The 18,201-nt window shown below is 51.9% G+C and carries 14 protein-coding genes; 11 read left to right on the top strand and 3 right to left on the bottom strand.

What is annotated here, in order from left to right:
* Positions 1-3: 3 nt before the first annotated feature.
* The gene (locus CHH28_RS01990; protein WP_094058735.1) at positions 4-1,314 is read left to right on the top strand and encodes a TolC family protein; all 1,311 of its coding nucleotides are present in this window, start codon (positions 4-6) and stop codon (positions 1,312-1,314) included.
* Positions 1,315-1,358: 44 nt separating this feature from the next.
* Here the strand turns inward: CHH28_RS01990 and CHH28_RS01985 are convergent, their stop codons facing one another.
* Both CHH28_RS01985 and CHH28_RS01980 read right to left on the bottom strand, forming a co-directional pair.
* Positions 1,359-1,643 carry a DUF6447 family protein gene (locus CHH28_RS01985; RefSeq protein WP_199243978.1) on the bottom strand — a complete coding sequence of 95 codons (285 nt, stop codon included), beginning with the start codon at positions 1,641-1,643 and terminating at the stop codon, positions 1,359-1,361.
* Between the two features lie 35 nt (positions 1,644-1,678).
* Complete coding sequence (locus tag CHH28_RS01980) at positions 1,679-1,888, bottom strand: hypothetical protein (RefSeq protein ID WP_094058734.1); 210 nt, start codon at positions 1,886-1,888, stop codon at positions 1,679-1,681.
* 292 nt (positions 1,889-2,180) lie between these two features.
* Between CHH28_RS01980 and CHH28_RS01975 the strand changes: the two genes are divergently transcribed.
* Both CHH28_RS01975 and CHH28_RS01970 read left to right on the top strand, forming a co-directional pair.
* The gene (locus CHH28_RS01975; protein ID WP_094058733.1) at positions 2,181-3,155 is read left to right on the top strand and encodes a GDP-mannose 4,6-dehydratase; all 975 of its coding nucleotides are present in this window, start codon (positions 2,181-2,183) and stop codon (positions 3,153-3,155) included.
* Positions 3,156-3,169: 14 nt separating this feature from the next.
* On the top strand, positions 3,170-4,150 hold the full coding sequence (locus tag CHH28_RS01970; RefSeq protein WP_094058732.1) for a GDP-mannose 4,6-dehydratase: 981 nt from the start codon (positions 3,170-3,172) through the stop codon (positions 4,148-4,150).
* 66 nt (positions 4,151-4,216) lie between these two features.
* Here CHH28_RS01970 and CHH28_RS01965 read toward each other — a convergent pair whose 3' ends face one another.
* A complete protein-coding gene (locus CHH28_RS01965) occupies positions 4,217-5,746 on the bottom strand; it encodes a glycosyltransferase family 4 protein (RefSeq protein ID WP_094058731.1) in 1,530 nt (509 codons plus the stop codon).
* A 78-nt stretch (positions 5,747-5,824) separates the two neighbouring features.
* Between CHH28_RS01965 and CHH28_RS01960 the strand changes: the two genes are divergently transcribed.
* The 8 genes from CHH28_RS01960 to CHH28_RS01925 all read left to right on the top strand — a co-directional run bounded on the left by CHH28_RS01960 (position 5,825) and on the right by CHH28_RS01925 (position 18,151).
* Positions 5,825-6,604 carry an ABC transporter permease gene (locus tag CHH28_RS01960; protein WP_094058730.1) on the top strand — a complete coding sequence of 260 codons (780 nt, stop codon included), beginning with the start codon at positions 5,825-5,827 and terminating at the stop codon, positions 6,602-6,604.
* Positions 6,604-7,821 carry an ABC transporter ATP-binding protein gene (locus CHH28_RS01955; RefSeq protein ID WP_094058729.1) on the top strand — a complete coding sequence of 406 codons (1,218 nt, stop codon included), beginning with the start codon at positions 6,604-6,606 and terminating at the stop codon, positions 7,819-7,821. The genes CHH28_RS01960 and CHH28_RS01955 overlap by 1 nt, the downstream gene beginning before the upstream one ends.
* Positions 7,818-9,170, top strand: coding sequence for a methyltransferase domain-containing protein (locus CHH28_RS01950; RefSeq protein WP_094058728.1), 1,353 nt, complete (start codon positions 7,818-7,820; stop codon positions 9,168-9,170). The genes CHH28_RS01955 and CHH28_RS01950 overlap by 4 nt, the downstream gene beginning before the upstream one ends.
* A gap of 4 nt (positions 9,171-9,174) precedes the next feature.
* A complete protein-coding gene (locus CHH28_RS01945; protein WP_094058727.1) occupies positions 9,175-10,206 on the top strand; it encodes a glycosyltransferase family 4 protein in 1,032 nt (343 codons plus the stop codon).
* Positions 10,203-12,599, top strand: coding sequence for a glycosyltransferase family 4 protein (locus CHH28_RS01940; RefSeq protein ID WP_094058726.1), 2,397 nt, complete (start codon positions 10,203-10,205; stop codon positions 12,597-12,599). Before CHH28_RS01945 ends, CHH28_RS01940 begins: the two co-directional genes overlap by 4 nt.
* A 325-nt stretch (positions 12,600-12,924) precedes the next feature.
* Positions 12,925-16,575, top strand: a complete 3,651-nt coding sequence (locus CHH28_RS01935) for a beta strand repeat-containing protein (RefSeq protein ID WP_094058725.1) — start codon at positions 12,925-12,927, stop codon at positions 16,573-16,575.
* Between the two features lie 153 nt (positions 16,576-16,728).
* Complete coding sequence (locus CHH28_RS01930; protein WP_094058724.1) at positions 16,729-17,328, top strand: DUF1566 domain-containing protein; 600 nt, start codon at positions 16,729-16,731, stop codon at positions 17,326-17,328.
* 25 nt (positions 17,329-17,353) lie between these two features.
* Positions 17,354-18,151: a SapC family protein gene (locus tag CHH28_RS01925; RefSeq protein WP_094058723.1), complete on the top strand. Its 798-nt coding sequence runs from the start codon at positions 17,354-17,356 to the stop codon at positions 18,149-18,151.
* Positions 18,152-18,201: the final 50 nt, after the last annotated feature.

Genomic DNA, 18,201 nt, shown 5'->3' with positions numbered 1-18,201 from the left:
GGTATGAAGTCTATTTGTCGATCTATTCCCTGCTTTTTGCTCTCAGTCGTTCTGGCTTCTCCATTGGTTCAGGCGCAAATGACCTTATCAGAGGCCTATCGTGCGACACTGGATTATAATGCTCGATTGCAAGGCGAGAGAGCTCGTGCCCAGGCCGAGCGTGAGGGTGTTAGTGAAGCTTGGTCTGGTATTAAGCCCAAACTAGAGGCCACAGCTGCCCTAGGTAGTGCCAAAACATATCAGGTTTTTAGCAATACTGAGGAGCGAAATAGTGATAACTATGAGCGCTACGATGTGACGCTAAATCAAGTCATCTATTCTCATAAAAGCTTTACCGCCATTAGCCGAGCTAAGCGTGCCGCTGAGTTGGCGGGTGAAGAAGTCAAAGGCGTGGAAAACGATACCGCTGTTGAGGTTATTAACACCTATATCGATGTGGTTCGCACCCAGCGTCTAAAAAATATTTTGAGCGCAGAAAAAGAGAGCCATTTATATCGTTTGCAGCAGGTGGAGGAGATGCTAGGACGTGGTTTAACCAGTCTGGCTGAAGTTCTCGACGCTAGGGCAGAGGTGGATCAGATTAAAGCCCGCTTGGTGGAAGTGAATAATAGCCACCGGGTGGCCTTGCAAGCACTGTCACAGTTGACGGGTCAGGCCGTTGATGCAGTGGTCGCTCTGGATGAGAGTTATTGGAAAGATATTCCAGCCCTGCTGCAGCAAAACTGGTTGCAGGCTGCCTTGGAATACTCGCCAAAAATTCGTAAGGCTGAAGCTGAGGTTGCCTTAGCTGAAGCAGGCAGCTCGCACGAGTCGGCCGGTCATTACCCGGAGCTGTATCTTTACGGCCGCTACAGTGATAACGACACTGATACCACCACGCTTCGTGAAGAGTCGAAAGTTGAGTTGCAATTGCGTATTCCGCTTTATTCCGGTGGCGGCGTCAGTGCCAGAGCGCGGGGCGCCGCACTGCGCGAAGCGCGTGCTCTAAGCATGCTGGATTATGCCCGTCGGCAGGTGAAAACCGAGGTGGAGCAGTTAACCAGTGAGCTTGAAGGCTTTCACGACAATATTAACGCCTTATTTCAGTCTTTAGCGTCGAGTCGGGCGGCAGAAAATGCTGCACAAGAAGGCTTTAATGCGGGAGTGCGTCGGTTAAAAGAGTTGCTGGATGCGCAGCAGCGCCGTTCACGCGTTGAGCAGGAGTTAGTTAACGCGATTTACGAGAGCAACAAAAAATACGCCAGCCTGTTGAGTCTGAGTGGCAAGTTGAACTTGCAATCCGTTCAGCAGTGGAGTGCGCGCAGCGGCAGTTGAAGCCGTGAAATGAATGAGGTAGGCGAGAGCCTACCTCATTTGCATCAATGCTTGGTATCGGTTTCTGGGGTAACCGTTTTACCCAAAGTGATCTTTAGGTTATCGGCATAGGCTGCCCGAGCAGTGTGTGCGATCGCCAACTCTGCTTCCAGCTCTTGGATATGACGATCTGTCGCCTGGACATTGCTCAGCTGAGTTTTAGCTGCGTCGCTCAGTTCGTTCAAGGCGTAGCTTACACCGTCGATGGTGACTTTCTCTGCAGCTTTGCTTTTAGACTTGGCGCGGCTAGTGGTTGTCTTCTTTGGTGCCGCTTTCTTTGTTTCTGCCATGATAAATACTTCCCAATGATTAAGGCTATAGGTCTTTATTTCTCAATTTCTACTTTCAGGTGGCTGAGGTAGCGCGCCTGAGCTGTCTTTGCAATGGCCAGGCGGGTTTCCAGTTTGCGAATGAAATCACTGGTGATCGCCGCTTGCTTGGCCAAATCTTGGGCTTTCTCTGAAACTGACGCCAGCTTGTACTCCGTATCATCCAGAGTAAAGGTTTCTAAGTCAGGCCATTTTTTTGTATCCATGTCAGTCGAATACCTAGTTTGGGTGAATAAATGAGGGCACAGATTATACAGATTGTTCGATACCTAGCCAGTTTCCGCTTGGCATTTGCATTGTGCTGAAGTATTCGCACTGTGACTTTGTGTAGGGCTACGCGATCGGTCTTCATCTAGCTATTGCCAGCGTTGCGTTTGACTGGATTTCACTCAGTTGTGCACTGAGTTTACTGTCCCTGCACACTAAATTTGCTATTCTAGCGCGCTTTGACTCTGGCCTCTGGCCTTTTGACTAACTAGATTACGAAGAACTATGACAATGAAAAGCGCCTTGATTACTGGTATCACCGGCCAGGACGGAGCCTACTTGGCTCAGCTTCTACTTTCTAAGGGGTATCGCGTAGTAGGTCTGGCGCCTCGTCGCAGCGCCACCGATACCAGCCTGGCTCGCCTTGAATGGCTCGGAATTGAGAAAGACGTTGAACTGATCGACGGCGACTTGACTGACTTGTCCAGTGTCATTCGTGCGGTTCAGCATGCTTCTCCGGATGAAGTCTACAACCTGGGCGCGCAGTCGTTTGTTAAAACCTCGTGGGATCAGCCGCTGTTGACTGGCCAATCGACTGGCATCGGCGCTGCCAATGTACTGGAAGCGATCCGTATCGTTAAGCCGGAAGCACGTTTCTATCAAGCCTCCACATCAGAGATGTACGGTCTGATCCAGGAGCCAATGCAAAGTGAAAGCACGCCGTTTTATCCGCGTTCTCCTTATGCTGTGGCCAAGTTGTACGCCCACTGGATGACGGTCAACTACCGCGAAAGCTTTGATATGTATGCTTGTAGCGGCATCCTGTTCAATCATGAATCGCCGTTACGTGGCCTTGAATTTGTGACGCGCAAAGTCACCGATGGTGTTGCTCGCATCAAGCTCGGCTTGGAAAAAGAGCTGCGCTTGGGCAATATCGACGCTAAGCGCGACTGGGGCCATGCGCGTGACTATGTCAAAGCCATGTGGCTGATGTTGCAGCAGGATGAGGCGGACGATTACGTTATTGCTACCGGCCGTACCACAACGGTGCGTGATATGTGTCGTATCGCCTTTGAAGCGGCTGAATTGAATATGGACGAGCACTTGGTGATTGATCCGGCTTTCTTCCGCCCTGCGGAAGTGGAAATCTTGCTGGGTAATGCTGATAAAGCCAAAGCTAAACTGGGCTGGGAAGCCGAAACTAGCTTGGAGCAAATGATCGAAGAAATGTACCAGGCTGATTTTGATCGCTTGTCTGGCCGTTAATAGGGAGCACTGATATGTCGCCGGTTATTCTAATTACCGGGGCTTCCGGCTTTGTCGGTCAGTATCTGCTGCCAGCGCTGAGACAGCGCTGGCCACAGGCGCAACTGGAGGCGACCTGTCTGGCGGCTGAATTGCCAGCCGCCAACGCCGATTGTCGTTGGCATCAGTTAGATATTCTCGATTCACACGCAGTGATGCAATGCATCAGTCAGATCAAACCGGATCTCACCATTCATTTGGCGGCCCAGGCTAATGTCGGACTGAGCTTTAGTCATGCGGACTTAACCTGGCGTGTGAATCTGCAGGGCAGTTTGAATGTCTTTAACGCGTTGGCATCTCTACCCGCCTGCGGATTGCTGTACGTTAGCTCGTCTGATGTTTACGGTGGCAGCTTTCGTTTGGGGCAGCCGCTCAATGAGCAGATAGCATTGCAGCCGTTGAATCCGTATGCCGCCAGCAAAGCGGCGGCAGATCTGGCGGCTGGAACCCTGGCAGCAACCTCTGCTGTACGTGTTGTACGAGCGCGTCCGTTTAATCACAGTGGGCCGGGCCAGGCGCTGGGCTTTGTCTTGCCCGACTTTGCGGCGCAAATTGCGCAAATAGAAGCAGGTAAATTGGCTGGCTTGAAAATAGGCAACTTACAGGCGGCACGTGATTTTATGCACGTGCGTGATGTGGTTGCTGCCTATGTCTCCTTGGCTGCTGAGTTGTTGGCGCCAGACTCACAGTTGTGCAGTGGCGAAGCGGTGAATATCGCCAGTGGCTCGGCGACACCGGTACAGCAGGTATTGGATACGCTGCTGCAGCAGGCAAAGGTAGAGGTGACCGTGGAAACCGATCCCTCTCGTCTGCGGGCTAGTGATATCCCTCTTGCCGCTGGTGATGCAGCGCGTTTACGTGAGTTGACCGGTTGGCAGCCACGCTTCGAGTTGCGACACATCGTTAGCGATGTGCTGCAGGATTGGCGTCAGCGAGTGGCATCAAATAACGCCTAGCCGCCTTTCGTGTAAGGTTCAGGTCTAGCTGCTGGGCGAATTGTTCGGGGCTTCCGACAGCTGGCCTTATTTGGCCAGCATTTCCACCTTATCCATCAGCTGCTGGGTCGCTTGCTGCCAATTTAACCATTGGAAATCGTCTGGTACACGCAGCGCATCGGGAATGCCATTGTCTTCAAAGCCGGCAACCAGCTCGCACAAGGCTTGCTCATCTTTTACTGGGAAATAGGCAACACGCTCACCACCGACTTCGCGATGAATCGGGATATCGCTGGCAATTACCGGTAAGCCATGGCCCAAGCTTTCGATGATTGGTAGCCCAAAGCCTTCGGCGAAGGATGGGAAGATCAACATGCGGGCATTTTCGTAGCAGTATTGCAGCTCGGCATCGCTAAGGTTTTGCCAGTGGAAGAGTTTCTTACCGTTTTCTGGGTGGCGGCGAATACGGGTCAACAGCTTTTCAACTTTCCAGCCAGGCTTGCCAACGAAGGCTAGGTTGACCTCTTGCCCTTGCTGCCACAATTTCTCAAAAGCGTTGAGCACGGTCGCGTGGTTCTTGCGTGGCTCAATGGTCGATACGATCAAGTACGTCGGACGCTCCATCATGTGCTGTGGAATCGCACCGCGAATCTCGTCATCGCTATTTGTGTGTTTGAAATCAGCCCCCAGCCAAAAGTAATCGAACTGCTGTGGCTTAAACGCTCCGGGTTTTTGCTGCTCTAAGAAGTTAGCAACGTCCTGTCGAACGGTATCTGAGATGGCGACGAAGCCATCCACCATGCCAATGGAATCCTTAAACCAGCTGTTAAACACTTTTACCAGTTGGGCGTCACAGAACTGTGGATGGGTGATGGGGATGAGGTCATAGATAACGGCCACCACTTTGGCGCCATGGTCTCGAATGGCTTCAACACTGGGCCAAATATTGTTGTGCCAGCTGGAATCCAGCAGTAACAATATGTCTCCCTCATTAACCAAGTTAAACGGGGTGTGACTGTTGGATTCTTTTGTATCGGGTTCGATGCAGGGTTCTGTCGTGTCGTCACTTTCCTGGGAGTCGTTATTTTGTGACGCTGGGGCTGCGGCAATGGCTTGTTTCTGTGGGCGAGTCAGCAGTGAATTCACTGCTTTCACCGGAGCAACCAAGCTATTGTATACCAACCAATTGAGCCCAAAGCGCTGTCTCGGTGCAAAAATGAAGTTTCGGGCAGCATCTGTATTACCCGCCAAGCCCAATAGTAAAGCTTGCAGGCCATTGTACACGCCATAGAAATAGGCTAGCGTTCTGCGCTTTATTCCTTCGGGAGCAGCGGCGTACTGCTGCAGACCATTTTCGCTTTCTTGGCAAGCTGGCTCTGATGCTAGCTCTTCTTCCTCTACAACTTCATACACAGGTGCTTTGGAGCTGGGGTACAGCTGATCTTCGGTAATAGCCAGAAAACGACCGTGGCTAATCACGACAGGTTGCGCTTTGTAGCCATGCTCCGGCGCGATAGTCTGCAGATGACGAACGGCTTGTCTGACTACACGCTGAATGCCTGTGTTGAGCTCGACATGTTCGATCAGCGAGCTGCAGTCAATATACAAGGTTCTCATCAGGTGTCCTTTTCAAGGCAGGGGGGTATGGTAGAATTCGCTGCCATTTTATAGCCAGCCCAAGAAGACGCAACTGTCATGAATCGCTCGCTGCTACTGCAGTTCACTCGCCAGGACCTGGTGGATCGTCACGCTGGCTCCAGCCTAGGTGCTCTTTGGACGTTACTGCTACCTCTGTCGCAAATCCTGATATTCAGTTTGGTCTTCTCCAAAATTATGGGAATGAAGCTGCATTCCATGGGCATGGGGCCCGCCAGTGAGTACAGCTACAGCATATATTTGATCGCTGGGCTGTTACCTTGGTTGGCCTTTGCCAATACCATCAATCGCTGCGCAGGTGTGTATCAGGAAAAGGCTGGATTGATCAGTAAGGTCCAGTTGTCGTTGATGGGTCTTCCTCTATACATTCCCGTGTCAGAAAGCGTGTTGTATGCGATTGGGATGAGTTTTTTTGCCATCTTCTTGTTAGCGGTGGGCTTTCCTATCTCTTGGCAGTGGTTATGGTTGCCATTGCTGTTTGCTTTGGTGATGTTGGTGGCATTTACCGTGGGTTTGGCCAGTGCCATCCTGAACGTTTTTATCCGCGATACGCGTGAGCTGGTTGGCTTGGTAATGCAGATCGCTTTTTGGGCAACCCCCATTGTCTACGTTGCTGACATGATCGATGTCTCATGGCACTGGCTGTTTGACGTCAATCCCATGTTTCACCTGATCAGCGCGTTTCGTAGGGTGATTGTCGAAGGGCAGGCACCTGATGCGTTGCCACTGCTGATGATCGCAGCGGTCACAGCCCTGTTGCTGGGGTGCACTGTGATGGTTGGCCGCCGGCTTGAGCGCGACATCAGGGACTTTATTTAATGTTTCAGATTGCCGATCTACACAAAGGCTTCAGACTCTATCAAAAGCCGTCTGACCGATTGAAAGAAATCCTGCTACGTCGTCCATATCACCGCCGCTATGAGGCCCTTCAAGGCATTAGCTTCGCGCTACCCAAAGGGCAGACGCTGGGTATCATCGGTCAAAATGGAGCCGGCAAGTCGACTCTGTTGAAAATATTAAGTGGTGTCTTGCTGCCGGATTCTGGCCAAGTGCACATGCAAGGGCGGGTGACTGGGTTATTAGAGCTGGGTACCGGTTTTGATGGAGCGTTATCCGGGCGGGCAAACATTCTCAATAACGGCCTGCTCATTGGCATGAGCGCCGATGAAATTCGAAGGCAAGAAGCGGAAATCATCGAGTTTGCTGAATTAGGGCGTTTCATCGATGAGCCACTGCGTACCTATTCGTCTGGCATGATGATGCGCTTAGGATTCGCTATTGCCATTCATGCCAACCCGGCCTGCTTTTTAGTCGACGAAGCGTTATCCGTCGGTGACGGTCACTTTCAGCAAAAATGCATGAAGCGCATACGCGAGTTTCGCGATCAGGGTGGATCAATCATTTTCGTCTCCCATGATCTGAACGCCATTAAGCAAATATGCGATCGAGCGCTGGTGCTGGATGATGGCCACATCGTCTTTGACGGAGACACAGAAGGTGCGGTGAACACATACAACCGCATCATGGCGCGCTTAGATGGTGATGCCGAAGATCTTGCTGAGCAAGGGCAGCGCCACGAATTTGGCACTCGCGAGGCGGAAATTTTGGACGCGTGCATCTTAGGAGAGAGTGGGCCTGCAAAGTCACTGGCAACCGGTGAGCAGGCGCGTATTCAGGTGACCTTAAAGGGACACGAACCTACGCAGGCATTGTCGCTTGGCTTCATGATTCGTGATCGCTTTGGCCAGGATATATACGGCACCAATAGTCATTATCTTAAGCACGAGTTTGAGCTCCTTCCCGGGCAGCAGCGGAAGCTAGAGTTTGCTTTGCCAATGAACTTGGCGGTGGGTAAATACACCGTCACCCTAGCGCTGCACAGTGAACAACACCATCTCGAGCATTGTTATCACTGGATCGATAATTACATCGGATTTGAAATTGCAGGTTCTCGCGTACCGCCGTTTGCCGGCGTCGTAGCGTTGACAACAAAACTGCACACCATTGACTCAACATCGGAAGAGGCTGACGCATGAGCGACACAATTACCACCCAGGAATTGCTGGATAAGCTGCTGTTGGAGTCACAAAAGCTCAATCTCGGTATTCTGGAGCGAGATAAGCCCAGACCCGTGGCGTTGGATCCGGAGATAACCAGTGAACTGAAACTACCAATGCGTAACAGCTATGCGTTGGAAGAGCTGTTCAAGTATGACGACGAAGAGTTCGTGCGTAATGCGTTCCGCGCACTGTTGCATCGTGAGCCTGATGCCAGCGGGTTACAGGCATGGACGCTAGAACTGCGCGCTTGTCAGGATAAGGTCCGTATTATTGAAGCCCTGATGGCAACTGAAGAAGCGACCATTAAACAGGTCGTCGTCCATGGGCTGGACGAGTTTCATAATCCGCCGCCATGGCGTTGGGCTAAATGGTTCCCCAAGCGAGCAGAGTTGCGTCGTCAGCAACACTATCGACACCTTTATGAGCAATACCATCGCCGCAGTCAGGCTTTAAAAGCCGATGAAATTAACCTGGCCTTAAGTGGTATGAGTGGTATTCGAGATGCGATGTTTACCATGCTGGAGCAAGTCAGTACCCACGGTTGGGGCAGTGTCGCAAGAGTGCGGCTAATGGAGCAACGGATCCGTGTGCTTGAAGACGCACTGTCGAAGGTTGGGACTGTGCCGCAGCAAGATGCTCCTGCTTACCAGTCTTCAGCTCGTATGGATGCTTTCTATATGGCGTTTGAAAACAAACATCGCGCTGGCCGTGATGTTCTGCGGGTGCATTTAGATAACTACATGCAATACCTGCCGCAGGCGAATGCAGATGGCAGCTCTCGCGTGGTGGATCTGGGGTGCGGTCGTGGTGAGTGGTTGGAGCTGCTGCGTGAGCATAACTTTCGTGTTGAAGGCGTAGACTCGAACCCGCTGATGCGAGCCCACTGTGAAGAGTTGAATATTCCCGTTAGTGGGGAAGATCTGCTCGCTTGGTGTCATGCGCAGGGTGACGACACTTATTCGGTGGTCAGTGCGTTTCATTTGGCCGAGCACTTGCCGTTTGAAGTATTGCTGCAGTTGATGGGTGAAGCTTACCGACTGCTGGCGCCCGGTGGCTTGCTAATTATGGAAACGCCGAATCCAGAAAATATGATGGTGGCAACGCATACGTTTTACCATGACCCGACGCATCGCAACCCCATTACACCGACCTTGCTGCACTTCACCACCGAATATCAAGGTTTCGAAGTGGTGGCCATGCCGCGTCTCAACCCGTATCCGGTGGAATCCCATGTGGCGGGTGATGACGACGTGAGCGCCCGTGTTAATGGCCATTTCTGTGGCCCGCAAGATTTTGCTATCGTCGCCCGCAAGCCCCTAGGCTAATAGCGTGAACGTTCTCATTGCTGCCAATCAGGTGCCGTTTATTGCCGGTGGTGCGGATTTGCTCACGCAAGGTCTGGTGGATGCCTGCCGAGCGGCCGGACACCAGGTAGAGCTATTGCGGCTGCCTTTTCAGTTTTCGCCAGCGAGCAGCATCGAGCGGGGCATGAATTATTGTGCCGGCTTGGACTTAACGCAGCCCAATGGCCAAGCAGTGGATCGCATGATCTCGTTGCAGTTTCCTTTGTACGGTTGCCAACACCCCAACCACCGAGTGTGGTTGATGCACCAGCATCGCGCTGCCTACGATTTGTTAGAGGCCGATGCTCCGGCTGAGCAGCAGGCGCTGGCGCAACAAATTCGTGCCTTTGATCAGCAGCATTTATCGTCAGTGAAACGTTGCTACACCATTGCCGGCAATGTGTCCCGTCGCTTGCAAGAATACTCAGGCATTGATTCCCAGCCACTGTACCATCCGCCAGCACTGGCTCAGCATTATCAGCAAGGTGACGCTTGGGATTATGTTTTTTTCCCCAGTCGTATCGAGACGCTAAAGCGGCAATGGCTATTAATTGAAGCGGCGCAATACTTAACGTCTCCGATGCGAATTCTGATCGCTGGTGACGGTGGGCAATTAACCCACTGCCAGCAGCGAGTTAAAGAATTGGGCTTGCAGGAGCGTATTGTATTTCTGGGGCGAATCAGCGACGAGCTAAAAATCTCGGCATATAAACACGCTTTGGCAGTATTCTACGGTCCGCGTGATGAAGACTTGGGTTACATCACGCTTGAAGCTATGTTGGCAGGCAAACCCGTTGTGACCTGTCGTGATTCCGGTGGTCCGCTGGAATTTGTTGAGCATCAGGTGACTGGGCTGATCACTGAGCCCGAGCCGCAATCCATAGCCGCGGCGCTGGATGAGCTGTGGTTCGATCGTCAGCGCAGCGAACGCATGGGGCAGGCTGGTTTAGAAAAGTACCACGCTTTTAATTTGAGCTGGCACACCGTCGTGGATACCTTGTTGCAGGATGTAGAATGAGTTTAACCATTGCTTTACTTGCACCAAGCCCGGTTCCCTACACTCCGGGAGGGGCAGAAAACTTATGGCAAGGGCTGCAGCAAGCGATCAAAGAGCATACCTCGCACAGCGTAGAGTGTTTAAATCTGCCGTCGCCGGAGCGCAACTTTAGTGAGCTACTGAGTAGCTACCGTCGTTTCAGCGAGCTCGATTTGCGTCATTTTGACGTGGTGATCAGTGGTAAATACCCTGCTTGGATGATCGATCACCCGCACCATGTTTGCTACATGCTGCATAAACTCCGCGGGGTATACGATACCTACTCTCGTACCGGACTGCCCACCGCGTTGCCTGAATTGCCAGCGGTGTTGCAACCGTTGAAAACCTTGCTGTCAGCACGGCCTGAGCGAGCCTTGTTGGCCGATCTCTTTAGCTTGTGTGAACTTGGGCTCGATCGCTTTCCGCAACTCTTTGCCTTCCCGGGGCCTTTGACACGTGCGGTGGTCCATCAACTCGATGCCATTGCCCAACGCCCCGGTGCGATCAAGCACTACGCTGCCATTTCAGCGACGGTGGCTGCGCGGCAGCAGTATTTCCCCTCGGGTGAACCAGTAAGCATTATTCATCCGCCGATCAGCGGCAAGCAACCGACGCCTGGCAAGCACCAGTATGTGTTTACTGCCAGTCGCTTGGACAAGCCCAAGCGTATTGACTGGCTAATAGATGCTTATCAACAAGTCTCAACTGATGTGCCATTTAAAATTGCTGGCACTGGCCCACAAACCGAGCACTTGAAAGCCGCCACGCGTAATGATCCCCGAATTGAATGGCTGGGGCATGTTAGTGATGCTGAGTTACAGGCATATTACAGCGATGCGATGTTCGTTCCTTTTGTGCCGGATGACGAAGACTACGGTCTGATTACTTTGGAAGCGATGCACGCAGCCAAAGCTGTGCTGACGACGAGTGATGCAGGCGGAGTCACCGAGCTAGTGGAAAACGGCGTTACTGGCAACATTTGCCAACCGTCCCCCAGTGCTATAGCAACAGTCATGCAGCAATGGTTGGATGATCCAGTGCCTGTGCAGAATATGGGGCAGGCAGGTTATCAAAAAGCACAAGAAATAAACTGGCATGCCGCGGTCAATCAGCTACTGGCGCGCAGCGAAGTCATGCTGAGCGGGCAGCGGCGTTCTCATCTATGTCGTCGCCACATAGTGGTGACAGCTACTTTACCTGCGTGGCCAGTACAAGGTGGAGGGCAGTCGCGCCTTTTTCATCTATATCGGGAGGTGGCAAAACACTGCCCGGTAACCCTGGTAGCTCTCGGTGATGAAGACAGTGACCAGTGGTTAGCGCCGAACTTTCGGCAAATAGTGCGTCGATATACCGATACGCAGCATCGCATCAGTGGTGGTATTTACAATGCCACCGGAGCAGAAATCAGCGACGTTTTGGCGGAGGTTACTACCTGCGCCAACCTGAGTTTTATGCACACTTTGCAGCGCGTGTGCAGCAATGCGTCGCTGGCGATCGTCAGTCACCCCTATTTGCATCGCGCGATACGCGCGGTATGGGCTGGCCCGCTCGTATACGAAGCACAAGATGTGGAATACGACGTCAAGTCATCGGCTTTGCAGCATTCAGAAAACGGTCGGCGGTTACTGCGGCGCATTGCACGATTAGAAAAAGACTGCTTACAAGATAGCCGCGCGACCCTAGTCTGCGCTCAGGAAGATGCGCAGCGTTTTCAGCAGCTGTACCAAATATCGGGTGCCATGATCGAGGTGCCCAACGGAACGGACTGCAGCGCGATCCCGTTCACGCCATTAACACAGCGCTATCAAACCCTGGCGGCGTTGGGCATCAAAGTCGACGTCATCTTGTTTATGGGCAGTCGCCATTTACCCAACGTCGAAGCCGCCCATCAAGTCATAGAGCTGGCAAAGCAATTACCCGAATATGAGTTCTGGTTAATGGGCAGTGTGTGCGATCACCCAGATTTTTTGTCAGTTCCAAGTAATGTTCGGCGGCTGGGAATGGTATCTGAGCCTATGCGCTTGCAAGTGTTAGCGACGGCCACGCTGGCGCTTAATCCAATGTTAAGTGGCTCCGGGACGAATTTAAAAATGCTGGATTACACTGCGGCTGGCTTAAATGTGATCAGCACGGAGTTTGGTTTACGTGGCCTGAAATTTAACGATAAACAAGATTTAATCATTGCTGACATTGGCGATTTTTTGCGCAAAATACCGGCTTTCCTGCAATTGGAGGCGGATAAAAAGCTCGCGCTAGCCCAGAGCGCACGCGCGACTACAGAAAGTCTTTACGATTGGGAGGCGTGTGCGCGTCCGTTTGTGCAATGTCTCACAGAGCTTGAGGCAGAGCAGGGTTGGGCGCAGTTTACCGGTTGACGTGCTTTACTGCTGGTGGCATTGTCGAGGCCGATTCTGGGTAGGGTGACTTTTTGACACCTTTGTTCATCCGCAGGGATTGTTTCCAGGTGAGCACAGTCCCCGGTAAACCCTCGCCGGCAGAGCCCGGGGAGTGAGATTGTTGTGAAGTAAGGATTTCTTTACAACCCTCATAGCTTGTGCCTAGAATTCGCTGCGTTGCAGTAGGAACCCTGCACTTACCGCAGAGTTTTTGGACAGATCATCATGCATGAAGTGGTTTGGCCACGATCTCTGCGTGTAATAAATTGATCAATTTATTAGCAAAGCTAATGGAGAAAGACAGATGGCTTTAAGTCAGTTCAGTTCTAATGAACAACACATCATCCGCGCTTTCCTGCTTCAGGAAGGTCGTTTGCCAACACAATCAGAGCTTAACTTGGCATTCACCAAGTCAAGCGCCGCTTCTGGTCTGGAAGCGTCTGGCCTGAACATCCCAGCATCACAAGCACAGAGCAATACTGATTTTGCACTGGCTATGTACGCTGCGGTTGGTCAAGACAACCCTGATACTCTGGGTCTGCAATACTGGGCAGCAGCTGCGCAGCAGAACCGTGCTCAAGCGCTGATCGACTTCCAGTTCGCGACTCAAGGCGATATCGAAACTACTTTCGCAACCGAGCTGGCTGCTATCGACGCGACATTGGTTCCTACCAATACGGATTTCGATAGCGGTACTGACGTAGATCCTACTGATCCAGTTGATACTGTTACCACTTACGTGTTCAACACTACCACTGCGAACCCGTACGATGACAACCAAGACGGCGACACTTCTGTTGATCCAGACAGCGGCAAAACCGACACTGGTGCGCCTCTGACTGACGCAGAAAAAGAAGAGCAAGCTTCAATCAAAGAGTCTTACAACCACTACATCTTTAACATTGGTAAAGATGCTTTGGACCAAGACAAGTCTGTAGCTACCTCTAACTACACCTTCAAGCTGAGCAATCAAGCGGGCTCTGTTAAAGAGTACGAAGGTTACTTCATGTCGCCACTGTTCTTCGCAACAGGCGGTACTGGTGATGGCTCTATCGCTACCATCAACATCTATGACCACTTCGCCGTGGCCAACAACGAAGCAGAAACGCTGACTAACTCTCGTACTGACGTGATCTCTTTCCGTCTGAACGGTGAGAAATACGCCATCGTTCGTAACGAAGCACAGCAAGCTGATCAATCTGCAGACACCGAAACGGTTGTTATTGCTGACCTGGGTACTGCGAACACCTACCAAGAGCTGGTTGATGCAATCAACGACGGTATCACTGCATTGAATGCACGTGATGGCGTAACGGTTAATGTTACAGCATCTTTGGGTGCTTCTACTGGTACTACCGACCAGCGCGATGCATCGAACAACCCAACTGGCGAAAGCGTGGTTTACCGTCCAATCGAGCTGACTGCTGCTCAGGGCGAGCTGACCAACCCTCTGGCTTCTGGTACTACTCCAGGTAACCAAACGGGTAACGGTTACAACGCGTTCTACAGCCTGGACGTGATCGGCGGTACTTTGGGCGTGATCAGCACCAACCTGGAGCTGGACAACGTTGGTTACCTGTCTCAAGGTGGTTCTGTGAACCTGGCAGGTCAATCTCAGTCTGACCGTGGTGTTGAGTTGTTCAACGTTAAAGCCACTGACGGCGTATGGTTGACTGAACTGCGTTCTAACCCACTGCGTGCAGACATCGACTACCTGGAAACCATCGACCTGACGGGCGACGGCTACTTCAAAGTGGGTAAGCAAGTAGACAACGGCAGCTTCGACGTTGAAGACAGCGCGAATGCTGGTCTGGTAGACGTACGTCACTTCGACGGTGCTGCATTTGCTGGCGACATCATGCTGGATGCGGACGTAACCTCTGACGTCATCGCACGTGACCTGAACCTGCGTGACGACCAAGCTGGTGCTGCTGGCGACAACGTCACTTACACCTACAACACTTCATCTGGCTCTGACTTGCTGTTGCTGGAAGTTGACGGTGCAGTCGTTGAGCGTGAAGACGCTGCCGTAGCCGTTAACGTTGGTGCAGGCAACGACCGTGTGGTTCTGGACCTGAACTTCGCTGACGCCATCGAGCTGGAAAACCAGCAAGACCTGAACAACGTAACCGTTGAACTGGGTTCTGGTAACGACGTTTACAGCACCACTGAAGGTGAAGGTAACGTTGTCATCAACGCTGGTTCAGGCAACGACACTGTTTACACCGACAACACGGGTGACAAAGCGACGTGGTTGTTCAACCATGAAGGCGCTGCCGACCTGAATAACATCGACGGTAAAGCACTGAGCAACCAGCTGATGCTGGGCGCAACCCTGACTGTTACCTTCTCGGGTGCTGGTGTGGCTGCGATCAACGACGCCAACGGTGGTGGTGTGATGGGTGGCGCTGGTGGCGCGGTAGCCGGTGTAGACGGTATCGAGTCTGCAGTGACCATCGAGCTGGCTAACGGCACTGCGTACGGTAACCAAACAGACATCAACCAAGCGCTGAAAAAAGCCATCAACGATGATGCGGTTCTGAGCAAGCTGTTGGTAGCGACCGATGGTCCTGACAACACGCTGATCGTGACCACTTTGGTTGACGGTGAGTTCGACGCTACCGACTTGAACATCGATATCGCGATGCCAACCTATGGCGATCTGAACTCTGCACAGCGCACTACTTACCTGAGCAGCATTCAAGCAGCGAGCAACAACTCGTCTCTGGGTAACTTGCAAGTGTGGGGTCAAGCAACTCCAGCTGATACTGATACGCTGGAAGCTGCTTTTGCACCGACTTTTGACGACGCTTACTACACTGGCGTTGCTACTGAGGTTCTGGGTCAAACCGGCGGTGCACAAGCTGAGCAACAAACCATCAACTTTGCTGCAGCGATGGCTGCTGGTGTGATTGACGGTGCAGGCACCATGGTGATCGGTGGCATTAACGTTGCTGTACTGGCTGGTGATAACGCTGCGACTGTTGCTACTAAGGTTGCAACTGCTCTGAATGGCGCCAATGCTACTCAGTTTGCGCCAGCTACTACCACCCTAGCCGCAACCGATGACGGTGCGGGTATTGTGACTGTTACTTTCCCTGCTATCGGTGACTACGCTCAATTGTCATTCGCAGCGGGTGGTGTAACTCACGACAACGGTGGTGCAGGTACCGCAATGGCTCCAACCATCACTGACGATGCAGTTGCCTACAGTGCAGCGGCTCTGGTTGATAAAGATGGCTCTGCCAACACCAACGTGTCTGACGTAACGGTTGATCTGGGTACTGGCGACGACGTCGTTGTTCTGGGCTCTACCGTAGGTGCAGATGCAGCAGCGTCTGATAACGACACCGTTGTGTTCACTGGCTCTAACATTGGCAACAACACCATTGTTAACTTCGGCACTACTGGTAACGGCATCGACCAGCTGGACTTCACTGCTTACCTGACTAACCAGGTGACTGTTGAAGGCAGTACCTCTGAAGCGTCTAAGTCTGTGTTCAACAACATCGTTGCTGCTGATGCTACTCTGGCCTTCAACGAAGTGCAGATTATCACTTTCACAGAAAGTGCAGCAGACAACGAAACTCTGGCTACCTTAACCACAACGGCTCTGTTGAACGCACTGAACGGTGTGGCAGGTGCAGAGTTCGGTGATGGCGCAGGAGACATTGACAGTGCTTCTTCTACGGCAATCAACGCACGTGATGTGTTGATTACTGATGCCAACTCTACTGCTGGCTTCGACTTCATTGGTGATGCGACTAAGAACATCATCATGGTTGAAAATGAAGCCAACGACGGTTACTACAAAGTATTTGAAGTAACCTCAACCGTGTATGCGGATGCAGCAACTGCAGGTGCTAACAACGGTCTGTACTCATCTGCAGTACTGTTGGGTACTGTCGACTTCGGTGAGTCTGTGACTGGCCTGGCGACTGCCAACCTGGTGTAAGTTATCGCTAGATAACTGAGCTAAAAAAAGACCCGGCTTCGGCCGGGTTTTTTTTGTCTGTCGTTTATGTAAATACTGGCCTGGATTCCGTGAAAATATTGGCCCTGTTCAATGTGGTCGGTATAGTCGGCGACATCGAAAAAGGAGAACGGAATGAAGAAAATTGCGCTTGTTTCAACCTTGTTATTGGCTGCTTGTGGCGGCTCTGGATCGTCGAGTGATGAGGGCATTCCACCGCTGCCGGCGGCCAACGGTGAGCCGATCGATGTGCGTTATCAGCCGTTAGGAGAAGACGCCAGCATTATTCTTGATGTGCAAACTCAACTCGCGTGGCAACGTTGCCCGAAAGGCATGAGCTGGAGCAACGCCACCAGCCAGTGTGATGGTCAAGCAGAGTTGTTGAGCTGGGAAAATGCCAATGGCTTTAGCCAAACCCATGTATTAGAGACAGGTTTTCGCCTACCAACGGCAGAAGAGCTGGCCACTTTAATTTATTGCAGTGACCGCCATGTCAGTGCTGAACTGATTGGCAGCGATACATTGACCCAATCATGTGGTGCCAGTGCTCAAAGCCCGGCGATTAAAACGGTGGTGTTTCCAGCCGTTGAGCAGCGGACCTATTGGAGCAGCAGTGCGACCCCTGGTTCGGAGACTAAGCGGGGCATTAACTTTGCGTTGGGTGCGGTGAGCAACTCGAACAGCGTCTTGTCTGAATACCCTGTATTGCTGGTGCGCGAAGCTGAACCGCAGTAATGAATCGATAAAATTAGGAAATAATATGAGTCAGTACACCGCGATCAGTAAAAGTCGTCATCGTGAAGCGGGGGTTTCCGTTAGCGATTTTGACTTTGCCGCTAAGCAGGCTGTTGTACCAGTGACGGCACAAGAATTAAGTTATGTGGTGCCGACCATGCCGCTGGTATTTGTACCGCGCTGGCAGGATGAAGGCTTACAGTTATCCGCATTGCAATCATTAACACCCGGCAGCAACGTTTATGTTCACCTGAATGGTCGCTGGATTGGCGGCTATCGCCCTGCTTGGTATCGCGCCCATCCATTTCAACTAGCCATTGATGAAGGCAGCAACCGTCAAGCCGTTTGCATTGATGAAGCGTCATCAGCATTTCACGCTGACAGTTTGGATGGTGATAAACCGTTGTTTAATGCGGCGGGTGAGCCTAGTGACTATTTGAAAACGGTGATGCAGTTTTTGCAGCAACTGCAGGACGCACAACGCAACACCAATAAACTTGTCGACGAGCTGAATGACGCAGGCGTGTTGGTGCCTTGGGCCATTGAACTGAAATGCAAAGACGATGCTGAGCATGCTCTGCAAGGCATATATCATGTGTCTGAGTCTAAGCTGCGTGCATTAAGTGATGAAACGCTGGGTGCACTGACGCGCAGTGGGGCTTTGTCTTTGGCGTATGCTCAATTGATTTCTGAACATCGAATTCATGGGCTGCTAAAACTGCACGATTTACGCAATCTGTCTTCGCAGCCTTCGGTGCAAGATGCTGAGGTTGATCTGGACGCACTGTTCGGCGATGACGACGATGGTAATTTGTCGTTCTAAAGAAACCGGGCTTTGCCCGGTTTTTTATTGAATGTTTGTTGGCTTTTTAG

The sequence above is a fragment of the Bacterioplanes sanyensis genome (assembly GCF_002237535.1).
Lineage (GTDB): Bacteria > Pseudomonadota > Gammaproteobacteria > Pseudomonadales > Oceanobacteraceae > Bacterioplanes > Bacterioplanes sanyensis_A.
The sequence above is the reverse complement of the archived record's forward strand: the minus strand, read 5'-3'. Positions and strand labels throughout refer to the sequence as shown.